General features: G+C 69.9%; 19 protein-coding genes, 5 tRNA genes and 2 pseudogenes. 10 read left to right on the top strand and 16 right to left on the bottom strand.

Annotated elements, in window-relative coordinates; all coding sequences use genetic code 11:
- Positions 1 to 44: 44 nt before the first annotated feature.
- The 4 genes from N8I84_RS28125 to leuC form a co-directional block, all read right to left on the bottom strand.
- Positions 45 to 674 (bottom strand): HU family DNA-binding protein, encoded by a 630-nt coding sequence (locus N8I84_RS28125; protein ID WP_263232255.1) that lies wholly within the window; start codon positions 672 to 674, stop codon positions 45 to 47.
- Between the two features lie 127 nt (positions 675 to 801).
- Complete coding sequence (locus tag N8I84_RS28120) at positions 802 to 1,032, bottom strand: SCO5555 family protein (protein WP_200422581.1); 231 nt, start codon at positions 1,030 to 1,032, stop codon at positions 802 to 804.
- A gap of 279 nt (positions 1,033 to 1,311) precedes the next feature.
- Positions 1,312 to 1,905, bottom strand: coding sequence for a 3-isopropylmalate dehydratase small subunit (gene leuD / locus N8I84_RS28115; protein ID WP_263232254.1), 594 nt, complete (start codon positions 1,903 to 1,905; stop codon positions 1,312 to 1,314).
- A gap of 5 nt (positions 1,906 to 1,910) precedes the next feature.
- A complete protein-coding gene (gene leuC, locus N8I84_RS28110) occupies positions 1,911 to 3,341 on the bottom strand; it encodes a 3-isopropylmalate dehydratase large subunit (protein ID WP_263232253.1) in 1,431 nt (476 codons plus the stop codon).
- A 190-nt stretch (positions 3,342 to 3,531) separates the two neighbouring features.
- On the opposite strand from leuC, the gene ndgR reads away from it, so the two are divergent.
- The gene (gene ndgR / locus N8I84_RS28105) at positions 3,532 to 4,248 is read left to right on the top strand and encodes an IclR family transcriptional regulator NdgR (RefSeq protein ID WP_023546516.1); all 717 of its coding nucleotides are present in this window, start codon (positions 3,532 to 3,534) and stop codon (positions 4,246 to 4,248) included.
- Positions 4,249 to 4,313: 65 nt separating this feature from the next.
- Here the strand turns inward: ndgR and N8I84_RS28100 are convergent, their stop codons facing one another.
- A complete protein-coding gene (locus N8I84_RS28100; protein ID WP_263232252.1) occupies positions 4,314 to 4,799 on the bottom strand; it encodes a DUF4188 domain-containing protein in 486 nt (161 codons plus the stop codon).
- Between the two features lie 118 nt (positions 4,800 to 4,917).
- On the opposite strand from N8I84_RS28100, the gene N8I84_RS28095 reads away from it, so the two are divergent.
- Positions 4,918 to 5,568: a MerR family transcriptional regulator gene (locus tag N8I84_RS28095; protein WP_263232251.1), complete on the top strand. Its 651-nt coding sequence runs from the start codon at positions 4,918 to 4,920 to the stop codon at positions 5,566 to 5,568.
- A gap of 44 nt (positions 5,569 to 5,612) precedes the next feature.
- Here N8I84_RS28095 and N8I84_RS28090 read toward each other — a convergent pair.
- The 9 genes and pseudogenes from N8I84_RS28090 to N8I84_RS28050 all read right to left on the bottom strand — a co-directional run bounded on the left by N8I84_RS28090 (position 5,613) and on the right by N8I84_RS28050 (position 10,150).
- A tRNA-Glu gene (locus tag N8I84_RS28090) sits at positions 5,613 to 5,685 on the bottom strand.
- A gap of 26 nt (positions 5,686 to 5,711) precedes the next feature.
- Positions 5,712 to 5,783 (bottom strand) — tRNA-Gln (locus tag N8I84_RS28085).
- Positions 5,784 to 5,804: 21 nt separating this feature from the next.
- A tRNA-Glu gene (locus tag N8I84_RS28080) sits at positions 5,805 to 5,877 on the bottom strand.
- A 23-nt stretch (positions 5,878 to 5,900) separates the two neighbouring features.
- Positions 5,901 to 5,973, bottom strand: a tRNA-Glu gene (locus N8I84_RS28075).
- 39 nt (positions 5,974 to 6,012) lie between these two features.
- Positions 6,013 to 6,084, bottom strand: a tRNA-Gln gene (locus tag N8I84_RS28070).
- A 91-nt stretch (positions 6,085 to 6,175) separates the two neighbouring features.
- A pseudogene (locus tag N8I84_RS28065) lies at positions 6,176 to 6,908 on the bottom strand (HAD family hydrolase).
- A gap of 448 nt (positions 6,909 to 7,356) precedes the next feature.
- The gene (gltX, locus tag N8I84_RS28060; protein ID WP_263232250.1) at positions 7,357 to 8,832 is read right to left on the bottom strand and encodes a glutamate--tRNA ligase; all 1,476 of its coding nucleotides are present in this window, start codon (positions 8,830 to 8,832) and stop codon (positions 7,357 to 7,359) included.
- Entirely contained in the window at positions 8,825 to 9,601 is a 777-nt protein-coding gene (locus tag N8I84_RS28055) for a fumarylacetoacetate hydrolase family protein (protein ID WP_263232249.1), read from the bottom strand. Before N8I84_RS28055 ends, gltX begins: the two co-directional genes overlap by 8 nt.
- A gap of 360 nt (positions 9,602 to 9,961) precedes the next feature.
- A complete protein-coding gene (locus N8I84_RS28050) occupies positions 9,962 to 10,150 on the bottom strand; it encodes a hypothetical protein (RefSeq protein WP_263232248.1) in 189 nt (62 codons plus the stop codon).
- Positions 10,151 to 10,751: 601 nt separating this feature from the next.
- On the opposite strand from N8I84_RS28050, the pseudogene N8I84_RS28045 reads away from it, so the two are divergent.
- The 8 genes and pseudogenes from N8I84_RS28045 to N8I84_RS28010 all read left to right on the top strand — a co-directional run bounded on the left by N8I84_RS28045 (position 10,752) and on the right by N8I84_RS28010 (position 21,280).
- Positions 10,752 to 14,504 (top strand): annotated as a pseudogene (locus N8I84_RS28045) (nitrate- and nitrite sensing domain-containing protein).
- Positions 14,505 to 14,513: 9 nt separating this feature from the next.
- Positions 14,514 to 14,927: a roadblock/LC7 domain-containing protein gene (locus tag N8I84_RS28040; protein WP_103838061.1), complete on the top strand. Its 414-nt coding sequence runs from the start codon at positions 14,514 to 14,516 to the stop codon at positions 14,925 to 14,927.
- Between the two features lie 111 nt (positions 14,928 to 15,038).
- Positions 15,039 to 15,437 (top strand): DUF742 domain-containing protein, encoded by a 399-nt coding sequence (locus tag N8I84_RS28035; protein ID WP_103838060.1) that lies wholly within the window; start codon positions 15,039 to 15,041, stop codon positions 15,435 to 15,437.
- On the top strand, positions 15,418 to 15,993 hold the full coding sequence (locus N8I84_RS28030; RefSeq protein ID WP_054219273.1) for a GTP-binding protein: 576 nt from the start codon (positions 15,418 to 15,420) through the stop codon (positions 15,991 to 15,993). The genes N8I84_RS28035 and N8I84_RS28030 overlap by 20 nt, the downstream gene beginning before the upstream one ends.
- Before the next feature lie 367 nt (positions 15,994 to 16,360).
- Complete coding sequence (locus tag N8I84_RS28025) at positions 16,361 to 19,612, top strand: sensor histidine kinase (protein WP_263232247.1); 3,252 nt, start codon at positions 16,361 to 16,363, stop codon at positions 19,610 to 19,612.
- Positions 19,613 to 19,622: 10 nt separating this feature from the next.
- Positions 19,623 to 20,036: a roadblock/LC7 domain-containing protein gene (locus tag N8I84_RS28020; RefSeq protein ID WP_004983065.1), complete on the top strand. Its 414-nt coding sequence runs from the start codon at positions 19,623 to 19,625 to the stop codon at positions 20,034 to 20,036.
- Between the two features lie 97 nt (positions 20,037 to 20,133).
- A complete protein-coding gene (locus tag N8I84_RS28015) occupies positions 20,134 to 20,718 on the top strand; it encodes a DUF742 domain-containing protein (protein ID WP_263232246.1) in 585 nt (194 codons plus the stop codon).
- Positions 20,699 to 21,280 (top strand): GTP-binding protein, encoded by a 582-nt coding sequence (locus tag N8I84_RS28010; protein WP_200422570.1) that lies wholly within the window; start codon positions 20,699 to 20,701, stop codon positions 21,278 to 21,280. The genes N8I84_RS28015 and N8I84_RS28010 overlap by 20 nt, the downstream gene beginning before the upstream one ends.
- Positions 21,281 to 21,485: 205 nt before the next feature.
- Here the strand turns inward: N8I84_RS28010 and N8I84_RS28005 are convergent, their stop codons facing one another.
- Together N8I84_RS28005 and N8I84_RS28000 are read right to left on the bottom strand one after the other, a co-directional pair.
- A complete protein-coding gene (locus N8I84_RS28005; RefSeq protein WP_263232245.1) occupies positions 21,486 to 21,683 on the bottom strand; it encodes an acyl-CoA carboxylase subunit epsilon in 198 nt (65 codons plus the stop codon).
- A 57-nt stretch (positions 21,684 to 21,740) separates the two neighbouring features.
- A complete protein-coding gene (locus N8I84_RS28000; RefSeq protein ID WP_263232244.1) occupies positions 21,741 to 23,333 on the bottom strand; it encodes an acyl-CoA carboxylase subunit beta in 1,593 nt (530 codons plus the stop codon).
- Positions 23,334 to 23,707: the final 374 nt, after the last annotated feature.

Below are 23,707 nucleotides of genomic sequence, written 5' to 3'. Positions count from 1 at the left end.
CTGATGGGAGCCCGGCCCGGCGCGTGAGTGCCCGTGCGCCCCGGTTACCTGCGGGCGGTGGTCTTCTTGGCGGTGGTCTTCCGTCCCGTGGACTTCTTGGCCGGAGCCTTCTTGGCCGGGGCCTTCTTCGCCGCCGCCTTCTTGGTGGTGGTCTTCTTGGCCGTGGTCTTCTTGGCAGCCGCCGTGGTCTTGGCGGGCGCCTTCTTCGCCGTGGTCTTCTTGGCCGCCGTCGTGGTCTTCTTGGCGGGCGCCTTCTTCGCCGCGGCCTTCTTCGCGGCCGGTGCCGCCTTCTTGGCGGCGGCCTTCTTGCCGGCAGCCTTGGCGATGGTGGGCGGCGGGCCGGACAGGCTGCCCTTGGGCGCCTTCTTGACGGCGACCTCACCACCGCGCGGGAGCTTCTTCGTGCCGCTCACCAGGTCCTTGAAGCCCTGGCCCGCGCGGAAGCGCGGCACGGAGGTCTTCCTGACCCGAACCCTCTCGCCGGTCTGGGGGTTGCGGGCGTAACGGGCCGGACGCTCGACCTTCTCGAACGAACCGAAGCCGGTGACCGAGACCCGCTCGCCCGCGACGACAGCGCGGACGATGGCGTCCAGGACATGATCGACAGCATCGGCGGCCTGCTGGCGGCCACCCAACTTGTCGGCAATCGCTTCTACGAGCTGCGCCTTGTTCACGTCTTCCCCTTCGGAGACATCGCCGGAACGAAAGTGTTCAAGCTTTTTCGCACGTTAGGCAGATATATACCGCAAATCAAACACGAAACGGGCTTATCACCCTTGTGCCGCAACAGACTCGGCCGCCTCAGACTTCCTCTTCGGGGATGCGCTCCTCGTCCAGGTCGCCCATGAACCACTCCAGACGCCGGGCCGCTTCGGCGGGATCGTGCTTGGCCGCGGCCGTGATGACCAGCAGCTTCCGGGTCAGCGCCATCCGTACGCCCTCCGGGACTTGCAGTGTGCGCACCCTTGCGTGCGCTTCCTTGAGTTGGCCCGCGACCGCCGTATAGAGCTGGAGTTGGCCGTCGTTGTCCATGCACAGATTGTGCCATCTGGGGCGAGTTGTCGCCCCCGCTGGGGGGTAACTGCCGCGCCCCGGAGGCTCTCCGGGCGCCTCGGCACATCGCGGTGTCACCATGCGGGTACCCAGGCAATGACCTCTGTAACTGCGGTAGTTGATGACCACCGGGGCGACCCGCGGACCCTCCCCGGGGCAGATACGGCTGTACCCCCAACCGTCCACGATTGGGGGTACAGAGCGATCCTGCAATGGCCGAAACCAGCTCTTGCGCGAGGGCCGGGCGTCAGACCCGTGTCAGACCTGGAGCGTCCGCGGCTTGTAGGAGGGGCGGCGCGCCTCGTACGCGGCGATGTCGGCCTCGTTCTGGAGCGTGATGGAGATGTCGTCGAGGCCGTTCAGCAGCCGCCAGCGGGAGTTCTCGTCCAGCTCGAAGGCGGCGGTGATGCCCTCGGCGCGAACCTCACGAGCCTCAAGGTCCACAGTGACCTCAGCAGTGGGGTCCTTCTCCGTGAGCTCCCAGAGCGCGTCGACGATCTTCTGCTCGAGGACGACCGTGAGCAGCCCGTTCTTGAGCGAGTTGCCGCGGAAGATGTCGGCGAAGCGGGAGGAGATGACCGCCTTGAAGCCGTAGTTCTGCAGCGCCCAGACGGCGTGCTCACGGGAGGAGCCGGTGCCGAAGTCGGGGCCGGCGACCAGCACCGTGGCGCCCTGCCGCTCGGGTCGGTTGAGCACGAACTCCGGGTCCTTGCGCCAGGCCTCGAACAGCCCGTCCTCGAACCCGTCCCGCGTGACCTTCTTGAGCCAGTGGGCGGGGATGATCTGGTCGGTGTCGACGTTGCTGCGGCGCAGCGGGACGGCCCGGCCGGTGTGCGTGGTGAATGCTTCCATGACTCTCAGACTCCAGCGGGCGTACGAGTGTCGGCGTCGGACAGGTCGGCGGGGGACGCCAGGTGACCGAGGACGGCCGTGGCGGCGGCGACCTGCGGCGAGACCAGGTGCGTCCGGCCGCCCTTGCCCTGCCGGCCCTCGAAGTTGCGGTTGGAGGTGGACGCGGAGCGCTCGCCCGGGGCCAGCTGGTCCGGGTTCATGCCGAGGCACATCGAGCAGCCCGCGTGCCGCCATTCGGCGCCGGCCTCCTTGAAGACCACGTCGAGGCCCTCGGAGACGGCCTGGAGACCCACCCGCGCGGAGCCGGGAACGACGAGCATCCGTACGCCGTCGGCGACTTTGCGGTCCTTGAGGATCGCGGCGGCGGCGCGCAGGTCCTCGATGCGGCCGTTGGTGCAGGAGCCTACGAAGACGGTGTCCACCTTGATGGAGCGCAGCGGCTGACCGGCGTCCAACCCCATGTACTCCAGGGCCTTTTCGGCGGCCAGGCGCTCCGAAGCGTCCTCGTACGAAGCCGGGTCGGGGACGGACGCCGAAAGCGGCGCACCCTGGCCGGGGTTGGTGCCCCAGGTGACGAACGGCGAGAGCGCGGAGGCGTCGATGTGGACCTCGGCGTCGAATTCGGCGTCGTCGTCGGTCCGCAGCGTCTTCCAGTACTCGACGGCGGCGTCCCAGTCGGCGCCCTCGGGGGCGTGCGGGCGGCCCTTGAGGTACGCGAAGGTGGTCTCGTCCGGGGCGATCATGCCCGCGCGGGCGCCGGCCTCGATCGACATGTTGCAGATGGTCATCCGGGCCTCCATCGAGAGCTTCTCGATGGCCGAGCCGCGGTACTCCAGGATGTAGCCCTGGCCGCCGCCGGTGCCGATCTTCGCGATGATCGCCAGGATCAGGTCCTTGGCGGTGACGCCCTCGGGCAGCTCGCCGTCGACCGTGATCGCCATGGTCCTGGGGCGGGCCAGCGGCAGCGTCTGGGTGGCCAGGACGTGCTCGACCTGCGAGGTGCCGATGCCGAAGGCCAGCGCGCCGAAGGCGCCGTGCGTCGAGGTGTGCGAGTCGCCGCAGACGACCGTCGTGCCGGGCTGGGTCAGGCCCAGCTGCGGGCCGACGACGTGCACGACGCCCTGCTCGACGTCGCCCAGCGGGTGCAGCCGGACGCCGAACTCCGCGCAGTTCTTGCGCAGCGTCTCCAGCTGGGCGCGGGAGACGGGGTCCGCGATGGGCTTGTCGATGTCGAGGGTCGGGGTGTTGTGGTCCTCGGTCGCGATGGTGAGGTCGAGCCTGCGCACCTGGCGGCCGCTCTTGCGCAGCCCGTCGAAGGCCTGCGGGCTGGTCACCTCGTGCAGCAGGTGCAGATCGATGAAGAGGAGGTCGGGCTCGCCCTCGGCGCGCCGGACGACATGGTCGTCCCAGACCTTCTCCGCGAGTGTCCTACCCATCGCTTTCCCTCCGGTCGGCAAAGAGTGCACCGACCCAACTAGAGATCCTGGGGTGGCGGCGCCCGTACCCCTGGTTTGCGGGCGTGTGCCGCCGGGCCCGATGGTCCGCGGGCCGCCGTGACATCAAGGGTGGCGCGTTCCACGAAAAATTGAACTTGCGTTTCACAGAGTGAGACGTGAGTATCGTTGCATGGACAACAGTAGCGGCGTCGGCGTTCTGGACAAGGCGGCCCTCGTCCTGAGCGCTCTGGAGTCCGGTCCGGCCACCCTCGCGGGCCTGGTCGGCGCCACCGGACTGGCACGACCCACGGCGCACCGCCTCGCCGTGGCGCTTGAGCACCACCGCATGGTGGCGCGTGACATGCAGGGCCGTTTCATTCTCGGCCCCAGGCTGGCCGAGCTGGCCGCGGCGGCGGGCGAGGACCGCCTGCTGGCGACGGCGGGCCCCGTGCTGACCCACCTCCGCGACGTCACCGGGGAGAGCGCGCAGCTCTACCGACGCCAGGGTGACATGCGCATCTGTGTGGCCGCAGCGGAACGCCTGTCGGGCCTGAGGGACACCGTCCCGGTCGGCTCGACACTCACCATGAAGGCGGGCTCCTCGGCACAGATCCTGCTGGCCTGGGAGGAGCCCGAGCGGCTGCACCGCGGACTGCAGGGCGCCCGTTTCACGGCGACGGCCCTGTCGGGCGTGCGGCGCCGCGGCTGGGCCCAGTCCATCGGCGAGCGCGAGCCGGGCGTGGCGTCCGTCTCCGCGCCCGTACGCGGGCCCTCGAACCGCGTCGTGGCCGCGGTGTCCGTCTCCGGCCCCATCGAGCGCCTGACCCGCCACCCGGGCCGTATGCACGCCCAGGCGGTCATCGACGCCGCCGCCCGCCTCTCGGAGGCACTCCGCCGCTCGGGCTGACCATTCCAGTACGTCCCCGGGGAGGGCCGCCTCAACGCCGCGGCAGGCCCTCCCCGGCAGGCGGCTCAGGAGGCCCGAAGCCGGTCCGCCGCGCGCTCGCCCCGGCGGCCGACCGGTACGAGGCCCGTGGCCTTGGCCAGGCCGTAGGCAGGCATGTTCAGGTAGATCGCCTCGTGAGCGCCGGCCGGCACGACGTACGTCTCGTGCCAGATGCCGACCTTGCCCTTCCCCTCGCGCACCCGCCGGTTGAAAGCGGCCCAGGCAGGCCGGTGGTTCTTGTCCTGCGCTGCGGCGTACGCGAGGAGCTTCTCCTTCGACTCCCAGTACTGCACCATGTAGGTCTCGCGCGGCCCGCCCAGCAGGGTCTTGAAGCCGAGCAGCCCGCTGCCCTTCTCGCGGGAGAGCTCCGCGAGCATCGGCCCCATCGCCCTGAACGCCGGCCACCAACTGCGCACCGCCGCAAAGCTGTTGATGCGCAGCCCGATGAGGAAGACGACCACGCCGTCCTCGCTCGCAGCGGCCATGCGCCCCTCGATCGGCTTGGCACCCATGTGATTCCCCCAGTCACGCCGTCTCGGCTTGCCCGAATGTCGGATAGCTCTACTATCCATGATTGGATAGTGACACTCTCCAACGGGGCTCGCAAGAGGAATGAGGTGCGGGACGGAAATGCGACTGGCGGAGCTGAGCGCGCGCAGCGGCGTCTCGACGGCGACGATCAAGTACTACCTGCGCGAAGGGCTGCTGCACCCCGGCCGCCGGATCACGGTCACGCAGGCCGAGTACGACGAGGAACACCTGCGGCGGCTGAGGCTGGTGCGAGCACTGATCCAGGTGGGCCGGATCCCGGTGAATTCCGCCCGTGAGGTGCTCGCCGCCCTGCAGGAGGAGGACCTGGACCGCAACAGACGCCTGGGGGTCGCCGTATGGGCCCTGCCCCACGGCCCGGCCCCCGATGAGTCCGACCCGGCCACGGAGGCGGCCCGGCGCACCGCCGGCCAATTGCTGGACCGGCTCGGCTGGAACCACTGCGGCGCGTCCGGCGACACGCCGACGGCACCCGCGTACGACATGCTGGTGACCGCGATCGTCGCACTGTCGCGGCTCGGTTACCCCTGCGCCCTGGAGGACTTGGAACCCTACGCCCGCGCGATGCAGCGGATCGCCGTCACCGACCTGGACGTTGTGGAGCGCTACGAGACGCCGGACGAACAGGTGGAGGCGGCCGTGGCACTCACCGTGCTGTACGAGCCGGTGCTGCTGAGTCTGCGCCGACTGGCGGAGGCGGAGGAGTCGCGCCGCCGGTTCGGCGGGAAGTGACCCACGGATAAGGGCCCTCCCGAGGGAGGGCCCTTCCGACTGCGTACCCCCGACCGGATTCGAACCGGCGCTACCGCCTTGAGAGGGCGGCGTGCTAGGCCGCTACACAACGGGGGCGAGGATCATGCGTTTCCGCAGATCAGCTGGTCTACCTGGACTCGAACCAAGACTAACTGAACCAGAATCAGTCGTGCTGCCAATTACACCATAGACCAAAGGTGGTTTAGACCTTTCAGTACCCCCGACCGGATTCGAACCGGCGCTACCGCCTTGAGAGGGCGGCGTGCTAGGCCGCTACACAACGGGGGCCCATGTGATCCTGGAAGGATCCGTACCCCCGACCGGATTCGAACCGGCGCTACTGCCTTGAGAGGGCAGCGTGCTAGGCCGCTACACAACGGGGGCTTGCGGATGAGATCCGCGGGTGCAGATGAGCTCTGCGAGCTGGCCTACCTGGACTCGAACCAAGACTAACTGAACCAGAATCAGTCGTGCTGCCAATTACACCATAGGCCACTGGAACGCAAGCCCCTGAGGGGATCTTGTTCTAGTTCTACGCTGCTGAGTTCCGGCCTTCCGGCCCGCTCCCCGCGGCGCAGGAAGAACATTACCTGAAGGTGGACGGCGCTCCAAAACGGGTATCGGCGCGGAGGATCGCGGGGAGTTCGGCGAGGGACGAGATCCGATGGCGGCCCTCGATGGCGTCACCGCTGATCAGCGCCGTGTCACGGCAGATCCAGACCGAAAGCAGACCCGCCTCGGCGGCGCCCCGCCCGTCGATCTCCGGATGGTCTCCGACGTACGCCACCTGGTGGGGGGGCGAGCCCCAGCGCGTCGCAGGCGGCACGGAAGGCCCGGGCGTCCGGCTTGGAGACGCCCAGCTCGGCGGCGCACAGCACGGCCTCGAAGCGCTCGCGGACGCCGAGGGTGCGGAGCTTGTGCTCCTGGACGTGGACGCTGGAGTTGGACAGCACGGCGTGTCGGTGGCTGGCGGCGAGGGCGTCGAGGACGGGCAGGACGTCCGGGAAGAGCGCCCAGGCGGCCTCGTAGTGCTCCCGGTACCGCCGGAACCAGGCGTCGGCCTCGTCGTCGGTCAGGTCCTTCCCCAGAAAGACCCGCACCCGGTCGCGCCGCTGCCCCTCGAAGGAAACCTCCCCCGCCGCGTACCGCGCCCACTGCGCGTCGGTGATCTCCCGCCAGCGGGCGATGGCCTGCTCGGCGGTCGCGAAGCCGTCCAGCTGGCCCTCGGCCGCCAGATGGGCACGCATTCCGACTCGGTCGGCGGTGGTGTAGTCGAAGAGGGTGTCGTCGACGTCCCAGACCACGGCCCGAATACTCATGGCCCGACAGTAACTCGGACCGGTGACGCCTCTGCCGGTTTCCAGGATTCGGTGGCCCGCAGACGTCGTAGCGTGGCGGAACCGACGAGCGAAAGACCGGGCCACAGCCCATGACCGAGTGCCGCGTCCAGTTCACCGTCGAGGTCCGCGCGACGTACGAACCCCTGCCCGCGGAGCGCCGGGTTCAGTTGGACGAGGCGCTGCGCGTACTGGCCCGTGACCCGTTCCACAAGACGGCTACCGCCCAGCTCGGCCCGGACGGGCATCTGCGCAGGGCTTACGTGGCTCCCCGGCGTCGTACTCGAGTACATGGTGGCGGGCGCGATCATGGTCGTCGTGGTCCTGGAGACCTTCGACGAGAGCCACTACCCGATCGCCGAGAACGACGCCGCCCGACGTACGCCCAAGGGGCGGCACCCGGAGTCCGGGTGCCGCCCCTTCGGCGTACTTACGCCGCCAGCTTCACCAGCGCCGCGTCGATGCGCGCGATCGTCTTCTCCTTGCCCAGGACCTGCAGGGACTCGAAGAGGGGCAGGCCTACCGTGCGGCCGGTGACGGCCACGCGGACCGGGGCCTGGGCCTTGCCGAGCTTGAGGCCGTGCTCCTCGCCGGCCGCCAGCACGGCGTCCTTCAGCGACTCCGGGCTGCTCCAGTCGGCCTGCAAGAGCTTGGCGCGGGCCGTGGTCAGCAGGGCGTCGGAGCCCTCCTTCATCGCCTTGGTCCAGCTCGCCTCGTCGAACGCCGGCTCCGGCAGGAACAGGAAGTCGACGTTGTCGGTGATCTCGGACAGGACCTTGACGCGGGTCTGCGCGTGCGGCGCGATCGCCTGCCACTTCGCCTCGTCGAAGTCCTCCGGCGCCCACGGGGCGAACGGGGCCTTCAGCCACGTCCGGCAGCGCTCGGTGAAGTCCTTCACGTCGAGCAGCCGGATGTGGTCGGCGTTGATCGCCTCGGCCTTCTTCAGGTCGAAGCGGGCCGGGTTCGGGTTCACGTCCGCGATGTCGAAGGCGGCGACCATCTCCTCGACCGAGAAGATGTCGCGGTCGGGGGCGAGCGACCAGCCCAGCAGGGAGAGGTAGTTGAGCAGGCCCTCGGGGAGGAAGCCCTGCTCGCGGTACAGGTTCAGCGACGACTGCGGGTCGCGCTTCGACAGCTTCTTGTTGCCCTCGCCCATCACGTACGGGAGGTGGCCGAACTCGGGCACGGCCTTGGCGATGCCGAGCTCGATCAGCGCCTTGTACAGGGCGATCTGCCGTGGCGTGGAGGAGAGCAGGTCCTCGCCGCGCAGGACGTGGGTGATCTCCATCAGGGCGTCGTCGACCGGGTTGACGAGCGTGTAGAGGGGGGCGCCGTTGGCGCGGACGATGCCGTAGTCCGGCACGTTCTCCGGCGTGAAGGTCAGCTCGCCGCGGACCAGGTCGGTGAAGGTGATCGGCTCGTCGGGCATGCGGAAGCGGACGATGGGCGTGCGGCCCTCGGCCTCGTACGCCGCCACCTGCTCGGCGGTCAGCTCGCGGCAGTGCCCGTCGTACCCGGACGGCTTCCCGGCGGCGCGGGCGGCGTCACGGCGGGCGTCCAGCTCCTCCGTGGTGCAGTAGCAGTGGTAGGCGTACCGGCCGTCCAGGAGCTTCTTCGCGACGTCCTTGTAGAGGTCCATCCGCTGGGACTGGCGGTACGGCGCGTGGGGGCCGCCGACCTCGGGGCCCTCGTCCCAGTCGAAGCCCAGCCAGCGCAGCGAGTCCAGCAGCTGGACGTACGACTCCTCGGAGTCGCGGGCCGCGTCCGTGTCCTCGATGCGGAAGACGAACGTGCCGCCGGTGTGGCGGGCGAACGCCCAGTTGAACAGGGCGGTGCGGACCAGGCCCACGTGGGGGTTGCCGGTCGGGGACGGACAGAAACGTACGCGGACGGATCCGTTAGCCACGCTTGATCACCTTGTTGGTGAGAGTGCCGATGCCTTCGATGGTGACGGCGACCTCGTCGCCGACGTTGAGGGGGCCGACCCCCGCGGGGGTGCCCGTGAGGATCACGTCGCCGGGGAGCAGCGTCATGGCCTCGGAGATGTTGACGATCAGGTCCTCGATCGGGTGGATCATCTCGCTCGTGCGGCCGAGCTGGCGCTGTTCGCCGTTGACCGTGAGCTGGATGGTGAGGTCGCCCGGGTCGACGTCGGTCTCCACCCAGGGGCCGAGCGGGCAGGAGGTGTCGAAGCCCTTGGCCCGGGCCCACTGCTTCTCGCGGCGCTGGACGTCGCGCGCGGTGACGTCGTTGGCGCAGGTGTAGCCGAGGATCACGTCCTTGACGCGCTCGCGCGGGACCTCGCGGCACATGCGGCCGATCACCACGGCCAGCTCGGCCTCGTGGTGCAGTTCCCGGGAGAAGGAGGGGTAGGCGATCTCGTCGCCGGGGCCGATCACCGAGGTGGACGGCTTGAAGAAGGCGAACGGGGCCTCGGGGACCTCGTTGCCCAGCTCGCGCGCGTGCTCCGCGTAGTTCCGGCCGAAGGCCACGACCTTGTTGGGGAGCACCGGCGGCAACAGCCTGACCTTGCTCAGCGGGACCTTGGTGCCGGAGAGCTCGAAGTCCGCGAACGGGATGCCCTTGATGATGTCGAGGACGAGCTCGTCCGGCTTGTCACCCTCGACCGCGCCGAAGGCGACGTTCCCGTCGATGGAGAATCTGGCGATGCGCACGGGATCCTTGCGCCCCTTAACTGAGCTGGCTGGAGTCTGACGCTCCAGGCTAACGCGGCAAGGGGCGCGCACCTCGCGCTTTACGGGCGCCACGGGTCCGGTAGGGATGGGGCGGGGGGTCTCCGGCGTACGGGCCGACGGCCGCCGGCAGGCCGTACGGGTCGGCGGCCACCGCCGAATCCGGGCGTCACCGGCGGGCACCGCCGGACTCGTGCCTGATCGGCGGTACGCGTCGGGAGACGGTCATCCGCCTACCGGCGGTGAGCGGCCGCTCACCGGGGCCGCTCGATCCGGCACGGCATACGCGGGCGCCCCACGATTGCCCTCGTCCCGTTGAGCGTGCGGCGCCCGACGCGCGTACTACTGCGCGACGGAGGCCTGGACCGGGACCTCCATGAGGACGGTGCGCTTGGGATTGGCGGTCTGGGTGGGAAGGTCGACGGAGTGTTCCGGGGTCGCCGGCACCTGCAGCTCCTCGGCGTCGGTGAGGTGCACCAGCGTCGTCCGCCGCGGGTTCGCTATGGTGCGGAACATCATCGTGGTCTTCACTGTTGTCGTTGACCTCGTCGTTGCGGGCGCCGGGCGGGCCTCAAGGGCCGTCGCCGGGGCGCGGGTTGTCGGATTCGCCATCCCTGTAAAGCGTCAGGCTAAACATCCAATTCCCACGCAAAGCCCTGAAGAGGGTCTGATCACCGTGTGAGTTTGCTCACTGACGGACAGACAAAAGGGGCATTCGACACCAGCAACCTCCGTCAGCGAAACGGACATTGCTCCATTGAAGCCCGCATTCCGCTCCTGATCATGGCGACTGGGACACCGGACACACATCAATGCCTCGTCCGCATGCGCCCGTTATGTACGGGATCACTTTCTACGTCCCGTGACGCGCCACTCACAAGGTGTCACGGTGGTCACACGCTCGCCCGTTGGCCTTGTTGGAGATCCGGCACTGTGCTGGAATTCCACGGACCGCCGCGGGATCGCACCGGCGCACAGGGGGCGCAACGCAGCGCCGAAGAGCGGCGGGAAGGGGGAGCCAGCGCCGGTCACTCACGACCACCCGGGGAGCGTATTCAGGGCGCTCCCCACGACGCCGACACCGTCCCACCGCTCGCGCGGAGGGGCGCCTGGTCCAGAGGTTGCGACGCTAGTGCAGGGACGTTTCAAGAGGGATGGCAGCGCTTCGGCGGAGCCGGAGCCGCACGGCGGGACCGACCGCGGTTCCTCGCCCCAGCACGCCCAGAACCCGGGACCGGCACCGGCCGCCGGCGGCCCCGAGCGGCCCGGGCGCACCGGCGCGCCCACGCCCGGCACGTCGACCACGCCGCCCCCGCGCCTGCGGCGCCCAAGGGCAGCACTCCCCCGGTCGACGCCGGTTCACGCCTGGCGCTGCGCAACTGGCGCATCTCCACGCGCCTTGTGTCACTGCTGGCGCTCCCCGTGGTCGCGGCGACCTCGCTCGGTGCCCTGCGCATCAGCGACAACGTGGACCAGATCCAGCAGCTCGACAACATGAAGCTGCTGACTGACATGACCCGGCAGGCGACGCAGCTCGCGGAGGCGCTCCAGGACGAGCGCGACCAGTCCGCCGGCCCGCTCGCCCATGGCGCGACCGCGAGCGACTACACGGTCAAGGGCGTCCGCGACAAGACCAACCGCGCCCGCTCCGCCTTCCTTGAGGGCACCCAGGAGATCGGCGACGCCTCCGGCAGCGGCCAGCTCTCCGGCGTGCGCGACAGCATCGTCGGTATCGCGAGCGAGCTGAACAACCTCAGCGCGATACGCGCCAACGCCTACAAGGACCCGAAGAACTCCACGCAGACGGTCGAGGCCTACCACCGTCTGATCACCGGCCTGCTCAGCCTGTCCCAGGACATGGCGCAGGCCACCAGCAACCCGGAGATGATCCAGCGCACCCGCGCCCTGGCGGCCTTCTCCACCGCCAAGGAGTACGCGTCGATGCAGCGCGCGGTGATCGCGGCGGCCCTGCCCGCGAGCAACACCACGTTCGGCCAGCTCTCCGAGAACGACCGCCAGTACGCCCTCTCGGCCCTGGAGAGCCAGGACTCCGAGCTGGACAGCTTCCGCAGCATCTACGGCGACGGCGCCGAGGACCTGACGAAGCCGATCGACCAGGGCAGCCCGACGATCGAGGCCGCCGACCAGTACGCCGGCCGCGTGCTGAAGAGCGCCAACGGCCTGGAGTCGCAGGACAAGCGCTCGTACAAGGACTGGGTCGACGACGACTCGACCAAGATCCAGCAGATGAAGAGCATCGAGGGCACGCTCCTGGAGCAGATGGAGCAGAAGGCCCGCGAGCTGAAGAACGTCTCTGAGCGAGAGGCGATCATCTCCGGTGCGCTGATCCTCCTGGTCCTCGGTGTCTCCCTCGTCGGCGCCTTCGTCGTGGCCCGCTCCATGATCCGCTCGCTGCGGCGGCTCCAGGAGACCGCGACCAAGGTCGCCCAGGAACGCCTGCCCGAGCTGGTCAAGCAGCTGTCCGAGTCCGACCCGCAGGACGTCGACACGTCCGTGGAGTCGGTCGGTGTGCACTCCCGGGACGAGATCGGCCAGGTGGCCGCGGCCTTCGACGACGTGCACCGCGAGGCGGTCCGCCTCGCCGCCGAGCAGGCCCTGCTGCGGGGCAACGTCAACGCGATGTTCACCAACCTCTCGCGCCGCTCCCAGGGTCTGATCCAGCGCCAGCTGTCGCTGATCTCCGAACTCGAGTCCCGCGAGGCCGACCCGGACCAGCTGTCCTCGCTGTTCAAGCTCGACCACCTCGCGACGCGTATGCGCCGTAACGGTGAGAACCTCCTCGTTCTCGCCGGTGAGGAGCCGGGCCGCCGCTGGACCCGCCCGGTCCCCCTGGTCGACGTGCTCCGCGCCGCCGCGTCCGAGGTGGAGCAGTACGAGCGCATCGAGCTCGCCGCGGTCCCGGCCACCGAGGTCGCCGGCCGCGTCGTCAACGACCTCGTGCACCTGCTCGCCGAGCTCCTCGAGAACGCCACCTCGTTCTCCTCGCCGCAGACCAAGGTCAAGGTCACCGGTCACGCACTGCCCGACGGCCGCGTCCTGATCGAGATCCACGACACCGGTATCGGTCTGTCGCCCGAGGACCTCGCGGCGATCAACGAGCGGCTCGCCTCGCCGCCCACCGTGGACGTGTCGGTGTCCCGCCGCATGGGTCTGTTCGTGGTCGGCCGTCTGTCGCAGCGCCACGGCATCCGCATCCAGCTGCGCCCGTCCGACTCCGGTGGCACGACCGCGCTGGTCATGCTCCCGGTCGACGTCGCCCAGGGCGGCAAGAAGCCCGCCCCGGGCAAGCCGGGCCAGGGCGCCCCGCACACCGGTGGCCCGGCCGCCGCGCAGGCCGCCGCCGGCGCGGCCGCGGCCCGTCGCCAGGCGCAGCAGGGCAACCGGTCCGCCGGTGGCCCCGGACTCGACGCCGCCCCGGAGCGTGGGCAGGTGGGCGCCGGTCAGGGCCCGCGCGCCGCGCTGCCCGGCACCTTCCCCGGTGGCCGCCCCGGCGGCCCCGGTGGAGCGCATGCCCCCGTCTCCCCGCAGGGCCGTCCGGCCCCGGCGGGCGCGGGCACCGGAGCCTTCGGCCAGAGCGGCCCGCAGGGACTGCAGGCTGCCCAGCCCTTCCAGGAGCCCGGTTCCCGGCAGGGCGGCTTCGGCGACGGCGGCCCGGGTCTGCGCCCGGCCGGGTTCGGCGACAGCGCCCCCGTACCGCCGCAGCAACCTCAGCAGCAGCAGTCGCAGCAGCCCAAGGAGCGCGGTGGCCGTCGCCGTCCGCAGCTGCCCGGGCGTGGCGGTTCGCGGCCGGAGCTGCCTGGTGCCGCGCGCAGCAGCGCACGCCGAGCTGGAGCGACGAGAACGCGCAGCCGCCGGTGCCGCGCGCCTCGCTGGACGCCCCGCGCGGCCATGAGGAGCCGGACCCGCTGACCTCGACCTCGCCCATGCCGCGGATCGACGACCGCCAGGTCCCCGGTTCGACGGCGGAGTTCCCGCGCGTCGACGAGCGACAGCAGTTCCCGCGGATCGACGACCGACAGGGCCCCGGCTCCACCTCCGAGTTCCCCCGGCCGGACTTCAACGCCCCGCGCCCCGCCGCCGACGCCGCGGACAACGGGCAGTTCGTCCGATCCGACGTGTTCGGCGCCCCGGGCGCGGGCGGCCCCACGGGCCACTACCCGGCGGCCGGACAGGGCCAGGACACGGGCCGCTTCCCGGCGCCGGGCCGCGCCCAGGGCCCGGCTCCGACGGGCCAGTTCCCCCCGCAGGGCTACGACGGCTCCAGCACGGGCCAGTTCGCGTCCCCGGGCTTCGGCAACCGCCAGGAGCCGTCGTCCACCGGGCAGTTCGAGCGTCCGCAGGCGGGCGGTGACGCCTACGGCGCGCCCCGGCCGCCGGCCCCCAGCAGCCTCAGCACCGCCAGGAGCCCGAGGCCCTGCCGCCGGCGGCGAGCCCCGGCGACGGACGCACGCCGCTGTACGACACGCTCGAGACCAACTGGTTCCGCGAGCGGCAGCAGGGCGGCGCCTCCACGCCGCCGCAGGCCGCGCCCCCGGCCCAGCCCTCCCCGGGTCCCCAGCGTCCGGCCGGTTCGGCCTGGCGGACCTCCCCTAACGACGAGCTCGTCCGCCAGGCCGAGCGCGTGCGGCAGCCCGCCTCCGGCGGGGTCACCACCTCCGGCCTGCCGCGCCGGGTCCCGCGTGCGAACCTCGTGCCGGGCACGGCCCAGCAGCAACAGCACCACAGCGGTCCGCAGGTCTCGCGCGCCCCCGACGAGGTGCGCGGTCGGCTGACCAATCTCCGACGGGGCATCGCCCAGGGTCGCCAGGCCGGTACCGGCCAGACCGGCAGCTTCCCCAGCCCCACTCACCAGCAGGAGCGTTAGTTGAGCCCGATGAGCCAGGCGGCACAGAACCTCAACTGGTTGATCACCAACTTCGTGGACAACACCCCCGGGGTGTCCCACACCGTCGTCGTGTCCGCCGACGGTCTCCTGCTGGCGCTGTCGGAGGGCTTCCCCCGTGACCGCGCCGACCAGCTCGCGGCCGTGGCCTCCGGGCTCACGTCGCTGACGGCAGGGGCCTCCCGGATCTTCGAGGGCGGCACCGTGGCACAGACCGTCGTCGAGATGGAACGCGGCTTCTTGTTCCTGATGTCCATCTCGGACGGCTCGTCCCTCGCCGTGCTCGCCCACCCGGAGTGCGACATCGGCCTGGTCGGCTACGAGATGGCGCTCCTGGTCGACCGCGCGGGCGCGGTACTCACCCCCGACCTGCGCGCCGAGCTCCAGGGCAGTCTGCTCCACTGACCGGCCCCGGTACCACCCACCTCACGAAATCACCGTCAGGCCGCCACAGTCCCCCCACCGGCCCCGTCAGACGGCTAGCCCGACCGACTTGCTGTCCCGCCCGGAGGATTCATGACCCCGCCCACCGCCTCTCACGATCCGTACGCAGAGCCGTACGGGGACGAGGGCGACCAGCCGCTGGTCCGTCCGTACGCGATGACGGGCGGCCGGACCCGGCCGCGCTATCAGCTCGCGATCGAGGCGCTGATCAGCACCACGGCCGACCCGGCCCAGCTGATGGGACTGCTGCCGGAGCACCAGCGGATCTGCCACCTGTGCCGCGAGGTGAAGTCGGTGGCCGAGGTGTCGGCGCTGTTGGCCATGCCGCTCGGTGTGGCCCGGATTCTCGTCGCGGACCTCGCCGAGGCCGGACTCGTCGCGATCCACCAGCCGGGTGGCGACGAGAACAACGGCGGCGCGCCGGACGTGACACTGCTCGAAAGGGTGCTCAGTGGACTTCGCAAGCTCTGACGGAGGGCGGGCGACCACCTCCGCGAAGATCGTGGTGGCGGGCGGCTTCGGCGTCGGCAAGACCACGTTCGTGGGCGCCGTCTCGGAGATCAACCCGCTGCGCACCGAGGCCGTGATGACCTCCGCGTCGGCGGGCATCGACGACCTCACCCACACCGGGGACAAGACCACCACCACGGTGGCGATGGACTTCGGCCGTATCACCCTCGACCAGGACCTGATCCTCTATCTCTTCGGTACGCCGGGCCAGGACCGCTTCTGGTTCATGTGGGACGACCTGGTCCGCGGCGCGATCGGCGCGGTGGTGCTCGTGGACACCCGGCGCCTGGCCGACTGCTTCCCCGCCGTCGACTACTTCGAGAACTCGGGTCTTCCGTTCGTGATCGCGCTCAACGGTTTCGACGGGCACCAGCCGTACACGCCCGACGAAGTGCGGGAAGCGCTGCAGATCGGCCCGGACACCCCGATCATCACGACGGACGCCCGCCACCGTGCGGACGCGAAGAGTGCGCTGATCACGCTGGTGGAACATGCGCTCATGGCCCGCCTGCGGTAGATCAAGTCGGCGGCACCACACGGCAGTTGTCGTAGATCATCGGGCGCCGGCTGTGGCGTTTGACACGGTCGGCCCCGGTGTTCATAACGTTTCGACAGAGAAATTCGGTGGTACCGACACACCGCGCGGTCGGTCGGTACCGCTGCGCTCACAAAAGCCCCGCCTTTTGGCGGGGCTCGCTCTTTATGACCGTTTTATCTAGGGCATCCGGCGTTCGGAATCCCGGATTCCGAGTGTTTGGAATCGCGCAGGTCGACGTGCTGGAATGCCTGAACTGCCCAGTAGTCAAAGACGTACAAGTCTCGGACAGGGCTCTGGAGACACCGCGGCACGACGTAGGTGCCGTCGCCGAGAGGTTGTTGGTCGAGTGAGGCGAAGCAAGAACGGTCCCGAGCCGTCGGCGCGGGGCAACTTCACCCCGCCGCCGCGCGGAGCGGCACCCGCACAAGTGCCCGGCCCGGAGGCGACGGCTCTCCCGCCCAAGGGCAGCCGCTTCTCCCCGCGCAACTGGCGCGTGCCGACCAGGCTGAACGCGATCCTGCTCATACCCGTGCTGGTCGGCCTGGTGATGGGCGGCTTCCAGGTGAAGAGCTCGATCGACACCTGGCGACAGGCGCGGGACGCGGAGAACACGGCCCGTCTCGTCCAGGCGTCCCTGACCTACGCCAACGCGCTCATCACCGAGCGCGACGTCAGCGCCGCACCCCTCCTCCAGGGCAAGGGCCAGAACGACTCGACGGTCGTCCAGGCACGCGGTGCCACGGACCAGGCCGCCAAGGCCTTCGACCAGGCAGCCCAGAACATGCCCCACAAGTCGGGCCTGGAGCGCCGCCTCTCCATCTTCCGTAAGGCCGAGACCAAGCTGCCGGCGTTGCGCCAGGGCGCCTACACCGCCGCCCTGAGCGGGGTGCAGACCGAAGAGGGCTACGTCCAGGTCCAGCACCCACTGATGGAGTTCGCCAACGAGCTCGGTCTGGGCACCGGCAACATCACCAGCTACGGCCGCACCGTCTACGCCATCTCCCTGACGAAGGCCGCTCTGTCCCTGGAGCGCTCGATCGGCATGCACATGCTGATCAAGCCCGGCACCTCGGACACCAGCCTCGCCAAGCAGCGCGTCGCGCTGTCCTCGTACGCCTACCTCGAAGGCATCGCCGTCGAGGAGTACATCGGCGGCGGTACCCAGGCGGACGCCGACAAGCTCACGGTCCTCGAGAAGAAGATCCAGTCCGACGGCGCGGCAATGGCCCAGCAGGCCAAAGCCAAGGACCCGAGCTACGTGCCCCCGCCGTCGGACCCGACCAAGATGGTCGCGGCCCTCGCCTCGCTGCCGTCCACCGGCACCACCGCCCGCGCCGCGCTCGCCCAGCAGGGCATCACGCCGCAGAACTGGTGGGCGGTCAACACCCTCAAGTTCAACGCGTACCGCCAGATCGAGTCGGACATGGCCGACAAGGCCGTGGCGGACGCCTCGGCCATCGCCGACAACGCCAAGCAGTCCGCGTTCGTCACCGGCGCCATCGTCGTCGTCGCCCTGCTGGCCGCGTTCATCATCGCCGGCCTCATGGCCCGCCAGATGAGCCGCTCGATGCGCCAGCTGCGCAACGCGGCCTTCGGTGTCGCCGAGCAGCGCCTGCCGATGCTGGTCGACCAGCTCTCGCGCACCGACCCCGGCCGTGTCGACACCCGGGTCGCGCCCATCCCGATCTCCTCCACGGACGAGATCGGCGAGGTCGCCCGCGCCTTCGACCAGGTCCACCGCGAGGCCGTCCGGCTCGCCGCCGAGCAGGCCCTGCTGCGGGGCAACATCAACGCGATCTTCACCAACCTCTCGCGCCGCAACCAGTCGCTGATCGAGGGCCAGCTGACCCTGATCACCGAGCTGGAGAACAACGAGGCCGACCCGGACCAGCTGGAGAACCTGTTCAAGCTGGACCACCTCGCGACCCGTATGCGCCGCAACGGCGAGAACCTCCTCGTCCTCGCCGGCGAGGAGCCCGGCCGCCGCTGGGACCAGCCGGTCCCGCTGATCGACGTCCTGCGCGCCGCCTCCTCCGAGGTGGAGCAGTACGAGCGCATCGAGCTGTCCGGCGTCCCGGAGGCCGAGATCCACGGCCGCGCCGTGACCGACCTCGTGCACCTGCTCGCGGAGCTGCTGGAGAACGCCACGACGTTCTCCTCGCCGCAGACCAAGGTCCGCGTGACCGCGACCCGTCTCCCCGACGGCCGCATCATGGTCGAGATCCACGACAAGGGCATCGGCCTGACCGCCGAGGACTTCGCGGACATCAACCACAAGCTGGCCAACCCGCCGACCGTGGACGCCGCGATCTCGCAGCGCATGGGCCTGTTCGTGGTCGGCCGGCTGTCCGACCGGCACGGCATCCGGGTCCAGCTGCGCCCCTCGGGCGAACAGGCCGGCACCACCTCGCTGGTCATGCTGCCCGACGCCATCACCCACGGCGGTGGCGGTGAACAGCCGCTGGAGCGCGACGAGTTCACCGTCTCCCAGATCATCCCGCAGCAGACCTTCCACGGTGAGAGCTTCGACGGGCAGCCGCTGCGGACGGCGGCGGAGCTGGGCTTCGACGACAGCCGCTACACCGAGGTCCCGAACGACATACGGGACTTGGACCCCGTCGGCCGCTCGCTGATGCGCGAGGAGCGCCGTGCGGCCCTGGAGGCTCAGGTCCAGGGCACCAACCGGCCGCAGGAGCCGCAGGAAGGTGATCGGACCGCTCCCTCGTACCAGGACGGCTTCGAAACGCAGCAGCCGGCGTACGGCGACGGACAGCACGCGTACGACAACGGCCAGTCCCCGTACGACAACGGACAGCACGCGTACGAAGAGCAGCGGGCGGCGTACGACCAGCAGACGGCGTACGCGGAGCCCCAGCAGACCGCGTACCAGGATCCGTACTTCTCCCAGAACGGCGGCCTGCCGCAGAACGACGGCTTCCCGTCCGGTGGCGGCTACCCGGAGCCCGCGTATGCGGAACAGGTGCCGGAGGGCCGTACGGCGGACCGGTCCGGCCCTGCGGAGACGTTCTCCTCCTTGGAGGAGTCGTCGTACCAGGACGACTGGCCCCAGCGGGACGACTTCCAGAGCGGCTACCGCTCCGAGTACGCTCCCGAACCGGAATCCGCGCAGGCCGGTGACGTAAGTGAGCGGGACCGCGTAGGCTTCGACCGTCCGGGACCGGCCCCCTCCGCCGGCCACGAGCTGACCGATGCCGGACTGCCCCGCCGCGGCTCCACCGCGAACGGCACCGCCGGCCGGCCCCAGCCCGTGACCCAGGATCCGCCGGCGGCCAAGGAGACGGGCGGCGACTGGCGCTCCGCGAACGACGAGCGGTGGCAGCAGGCAGCGCAGCTCCGGAAGCCCAAGGCGGGCGGGGTCACCGCTTCCGGTCTGCCTCGACGGGTACCCAAGGCGAACCTGATCGAGGGCGCCGCGGAGGCGACCCCGCAGGGAGGCCCCCAGGTCTCCCGTGCCCCCGAGGACGTCAGGGGCAGGCTGAGCAACCTGCGCCGAGGCGTCCAGCGGGGACGCCGAGCAGGCAGTGAAACGAACGGCCAGGGCTTCGGTCCTGACAGCACCTACAACCAGGAGCGTTAGTGTGAGCCCGATGAGCCAGGCGGCACAGAACCTGAACTGGTTGATCACCAACTTCGTGGACAACACCCCCGGGGTGTCCCACACGGTGGTGGTCTCCGCCGACGGACTCCTTCTGGCGATGTCCGAAGGCTTTCCGCGCGATCGCGCCGACCAACTGGCGGCCGTCGCCTCCGGTCTGACCTCGCTGACCGCGGGTGCCTCCCGCATCTTCGAGGGCGGCAGTGTGAACCAGACGGTTGTGGAGATGGAGCGGGGATTCCTGTTCATCATGTCCATTTCCGACGGTTCGTCGCTCGCGGTTCTCGCACACCCGGAGGCGGACATCGGCCTCATTGGGTACGAGATGGCGCTTCTGGTCGATCGTGCCGGTACGGTCCTGACTCCGGACCTTCGTGCGGAGCTCCAGGGCAGCCTTCTCAACTAGAAGACGGACGGTGCGTTTGAGCGTCCCGGGGCCGTAAGGTTTCGGGACGCGGCTTCCACAGGCATGGGTGCCCGGCGCAGTCGGAGGAGGAGAGAACGTGGCAACACCCCCAGGCGGTTCGCCTACCGGCAACTGGTCCTACGGCCCCGGTCAGGGCCCGGGCCAGGGTGACCAGAACCGGTACGACTTCCCCTCCGCGCCGGGCCAGTGGCGCCAGCCGTACGCGCCGCAGGGCCCCCAGGGTCCGGGTCCGTCGCCGTACGACCAGCCGCCGGCACCGCGTATCCAGCCCGTGCAGCCGCAGCGCCGCTCCCCCGAGCCGGCGCCCGCCGGGTCCTCGAACAACCCTCTGGTGCGTCCGTACGCCATGACGGGCGGCCGCACCAGGCCGCGCTACCAGCTCGCCATCGAGGCGCTGGTGCACACCACCGCACAACCGCACCAGATGCAGGGCCAGTTGCCCGAGCATCAGCGGATCTGCAACCTGTGCCGGGAAATCAAGTCGGTGGCCGAGATCTCGGCTCTCCTCACGATCCCTCTCGGCGTGGCCAGGATCCTCGTCGCCGACTTGGCGGAGGCGGGCCTGGTCGCCATCCATCAGCCCGGCGGCGACGAGAACGCCGGCGGCCAGCCAGACGTGACACTGCTCGAAAGGGTGCTCAGTGGACTTCGCAAGCTCTAGCGGCGGTCCTTCCCGCTCCACCACCTCCGCGAAGATCGTGGTGGCGGGCGGCTTCGGCGTGGGCAAGACCACGTTCGTCGGCGCCGTCTCGGAGATCAACCCGCTGCGCACGGAGGCCGTCATGACGTCTGCTTCGGCGGGCATCGACGACCTCACCCACACCGGGGACAAGACCACCACCACGGTGGCGATGGACTTCGGCCGTATCACCCTCGACCAGGACCTGATCCTCTACCTCTTCGGTACGCCGGGCCAGGACCGCTTCTGGTTCATGTGGGACGACCTGGTCCGCGGCGCGATCGGCGCGATCGTCCTGGTGGACACCCGGCGCCTGGCCGACTGCTTCCCCGCGGTCGACTACTTCGAGAACTCGGGTCTTCCGTTCGTCATCGCTCTGAACGGTTTCGACGGACACCAGCCCTACACGCCCGACGAGGTGCGCGAGGCGCTGCAGATCGGCCCCGACACCCCGATCATCACCACGGACGCCCGGCACCGTGCGGACGCGAAGAGTGCGCTGATCACCCTCGTGGAGCACGCGCTGATGGCTCGGCTTCGTTAGGCGCAGTCTTCGTCTACCGGGCTGCCCCGTATGCCGCACGCCGCCTGCGGGCCCGCACCTGGCTGGTCGCGCAGTTCCTGGCGCCCCTTGGTGGGCGCACCCAAGGGCCCCTTCTTGCGGAGGGGCCCTCGCCCTTTTTCCGGCGCAGCAAGAAGGGCCCCTCCGCAAGCGGAGGGGCCCTTCAGCAACGGCTCGGGCGGCGCGGCTACGCGTGCCAGCTGTGCGGGGCGCGGAAGCCCGGTTCGCGCTCGAGGCGGCGCCAGCCTGCCTTGGCGCGGCCCCGGTGGGACGCGGTCGTGGCCGTGGGCTGGGCCGCGGCGCGGGCCAGGAGGACGGCCGTGATGGCGGCCACTTCCTCGGGCTCGGCGTGGCCCTTCTCGACGCGGATGTCAGGGTTGCTCATGGGTGTCAGTCTCCGTGAGAGAGGGGTCCGCGGGGTTGCCGCGGTGGGTCCGCCCGGTTACTGCGGGGGGTTGCCGTGCTTGCGGGACGGCAGGTCGGCGTGCTTCGCGTGCAGCATCGCCAGGGACCTGATCAGGACCTCGCGGGTCTCGGCAGGGTCGATGACGTCGTCCACCAGGCCCCGCTCGGCCGCGTAGTACGGGTGCATCAGCTCGGACTTGTACTCCTTGACCATCCGCGCCCGCATGGCCTCGGCGTCCTCCGCCTCGGCGATCTGGCGGCGGAAGATGACGTTGGCCGCGCCCTCCGCGCCCATCACGGCGATCTCATTGGTCGGCCAGGCGTAGGTGAGGTCCGCCCCGATGGACTGGCTGTCCATCACGATGTACGCACCTCCGTACGCCTTGCGCAGGATCAGCGAGATCCGCGGCACGGTCGCGTTGCAGTACGCGTACAGCAGCTTCGCCCCGTGCCGGATGATGCCGCCGTGCTCCTGGTCGACACCCGGAAGGAACCCGGGAACGTCCAGGAACGTCACCAACGGAATGTTAAAAGCGTCACACATCTGCACAAAACGTGCAGCTTTTTCACTGGCCTCGATGTCGAGCACACCGGCGAGCGTCTGCGGCTGGTTGGCGATGATGCCGACCACCTGGCCGTCCAGCCGGGCCAGCGCGCAGATGATGTTCCGCGCCCAGCGCTCGTGGACCTCGAGGTACTCGCCGTCGTCGACGATCTCCTCGATCACCTTGGCCATGTCGTACGGCCGGTTGCCGTCCGCCGGCACCAGGTCGAGCAGGACGTCCGAGCGGCGGTCGACGGGGTCGGTGCACTCCACCCGCGGCGGGTTCTCCCGGTTGTTCTGCGGGAGCAGGGAGAGGAGGTAGCGCACCTCGGCGATGCAGGTCTCCTCGTCGTCGTACGCGAAGTGGCAGACACCGCTGGTCTCGGCGTGGACGTCCGCGCCGCCCAGACCGTTCTGCGTGATCTCCTCGCCGGTCACCGCCTTGACCACGTCCGGGCCGGTGATGAACATCTGCGAGGTCTCACGGACCATGAACACGAAGTCCGTCAGGGCGGGGCTGTAGGCCGCGCCGCCCGCGCACGGGCCGAGCATCACCGAGATCTGCGGGATGACACCGGAGGCCTTGGTGTTGCGCTGGAAGATGCCGCCGTAGCCGGCGAGCGCGCTCACGCCCTCCTGGATACGGGCGCCCGCACCGTCGTTGAGGGAGACCAGCGGCGCCCCGGCCGCGATGGCCATGTCCATGATCTTGTGGATCTTGGTGGCGTGGGCCTCGCCCAGCGCGCCGCCGAAGATGCGGAAGTCATGGGCGTAGACGAAGACCGTGCGGCCCTCCACCGTGCCCCAACCGGTGATCACACCGTCGGTGTACGGCTTCTTCGACTCCAGGCCGAACCCGGTCGCCCGGTGCCGGCGCAGTTGCTCGACCTCCTGGAAGGAGCCGGGGTCCAGAAGCAGTTCGATGCGCTCCCGGGCGGTCAGCTTGCCCTTGGCGTGCTGCGCCTCGGTCGCCTTATCGCTCGGGCCCGCGAGCGCCTGCTTGCGGATCTCGTGCAGTTCGGCGACCCGCCCGCGCGCGTCCGCGGGCTCGCTCCCGGAATCCACAGCCTCGTCCAAAACGGTCATGTAGCGACCTTACGAAGTCCACCAAGGAAAGCTCGCCGTCGACTCCGTACAGTCTCGGGCCCGTTTTCCTGGTAACCCTGAACAGAACACAGCCCGGATGCAGCCGTTCTGACTGCTCAGAGGGCCTCGGCCTTGTCAGGCTCCCACAAAGTGGGGGACGCGCAGTGATCACACCTTGGTGGGCGGCACATGCCATCCCCCGAGTGACGAGGGGCCTCGAACGGACGTAGGCGGCTACCCACGGTACCGGTCGACCGAAGCCGACGCGCCCGCCGCGCCTCCGTGAGCGACACAGACCCAATAATGTTGAAACTCGAACGGAATAGGTCTACCGTCTCTCGTGTTGAGCTCGTTGAATCTTAAACAGCTTCGAG

The sequence above is a fragment of the Streptomyces cynarae genome (assembly GCF_025642135.1).
Classification (GTDB): Bacteria; Actinomycetota; Actinomycetes; order Streptomycetales; family Streptomycetaceae; genus Streptomyces; species Streptomyces cynarae.
Note: the sequence above shows the minus strand (reverse complement) of the source record. Positions and strands in the feature narration are given on the sequence as shown.

Bases quoted from the DNA above. Each gene is read 5' to 3' on its own strand.
- N8I84_RS28100 (WP_263232252.1), bottom strand. From the start codon at position 4,799: ATGGGTGCCAAGCCGATCGAGGGGCGCATGGCCGCTGCGAGCGAGGAC.
- N8I84_RS28000 (WP_263232244.1), bottom strand. From the start codon at position 23,333: ATGACCGTTTTGGACGAGGCTGTGGATTCCGGGAGCGAGCCCGCGGAC.
- N8I84_RS28020 (WP_004983065.1), top strand. From the start codon at position 19,623: ATGAGCCAGGCGGCACAGAACCTGAACTGGTTGATCACCAACTTCGTG.
- N8I84_RS28035 (WP_103838060.1), top strand. From the start codon at position 15,039: ATGACCCCGCCCACCGCCTCTCACGATCCGTACGCAGAGCCGTACGGG.
- N8I84_RS28040 (WP_103838061.1), top strand. From the start codon at position 14,514: ATGAGCCAGGCGGCACAGAACCTCAACTGGTTGATCACCAACTTCGTG.
- ndgR (WP_023546516.1), top strand. From the start codon at position 3,532: ATGGACAACAGTAGCGGCGTCGGCGTTCTGGACAAGGCGGCCCTCGTC.
- leuC (WP_263232253.1), bottom strand. From the start codon at position 3,341: ATGGGTAGGACACTCGCGGAGAAGGTCTGGGACGACCATGTCGTCCGG.
- N8I84_RS28005 (WP_263232245.1), bottom strand. From the start codon at position 21,683: ATGAGCAACCCTGACATCCGCGTCGAGAAGGGCCACGCCGAGCCCGAG.
- leuD (WP_263232254.1), bottom strand. From the start codon at position 1,905: ATGGAAGCATTCACCACGCACACCGGCCGGGCCGTCCCGCTGCGCCGC.
- N8I84_RS28095 (WP_263232251.1), top strand. From the start codon at position 4,918: ATGCGACTGGCGGAGCTGAGCGCGCGCAGCGGCGTCTCGACGGCGACG.
- N8I84_RS28120 (WP_200422581.1), bottom strand. From the start codon at position 1,032: ATGGACAACGACGGCCAACTCCAGCTCTATACGGCGGTCGCGGGCCAA.